The organism is Tabrizicola sp. YIM 78059, assembly GCF_004959785.1.
Taxonomy (GTDB): Bacteria; Pseudomonadota; Alphaproteobacteria; order Rhodobacterales; family Rhodobacteraceae; genus Tabrizicola; species Tabrizicola caldifontis.
In genome coordinates this window covers 1-569 of record NZ_SJZH01000064.1, presented here as the reverse complement: position 1 = coordinate 569, position 569 = coordinate 1, and the positions used below count along the sequence as shown (strand labels likewise).

The window sequence follows — 569 nt, the reverse complement described above, 5'->3', positions numbered from 1 at the left end:
GATAGTGCCCCGGGTGATGGTGTAGGAGGCGGCGCGCGGAGCCTTCGGCGTAGCGCAGCGCGCGGCCGTGGGTGACGCTGGCGGTCATCGCCGATCTTCGGAGTAGGTTCGGGTTGCGAGACCTGTAACCTGAAACGGAGATGACGATGACCGACGACAGAATGGCGCTGATCGAGCTGGTTGAGAAGCAGGCCGATGGCGATCTCGTGCGCGAGATGCTGGCCTTTGCGGCCGAGCGGCTCATGGAAATGGAAGTTGAAACTGTGACCGGCGTGTCGAAGGGCGCGCGCTCGCCTATGCGTGAGGTTCAGCGCAACGGATACCGGGACCGTGACTGGGATACGAGGGCTGGACGGATCGCGCTGGAGATCCCCAGGCTCCGGAAAGGGAGCTATTTCCCCAGCTTCTTGGAGCCGCGCCGGACGGCGGAGAAGGCCCTGGTGGCGGTCATCCAGGAGGCTGACGTCCACGGCGTCTCGACAGGGTCGGTCGATGACTTGGTCAAGGCCATGGGCGCGGGCGGCATGTCCAAGAGCCAAGTCAGCCGCTTCTGCGCCGAGATCGACGAG

Annotated in this window: 1 protein-coding gene; it reads left to right on the top strand. The window is 64.9% G+C overall.

Annotation, left to right across the window (positions count from 1 at the left end):
* Positions 1-146 precede the first annotated feature (146 nt).
* Positions 147-569: transposase (locus EZM81_RS18040; RefSeq protein ID WP_211195453.1), on the top strand; the 423-nt coding region annotated here is incomplete at its 3' end.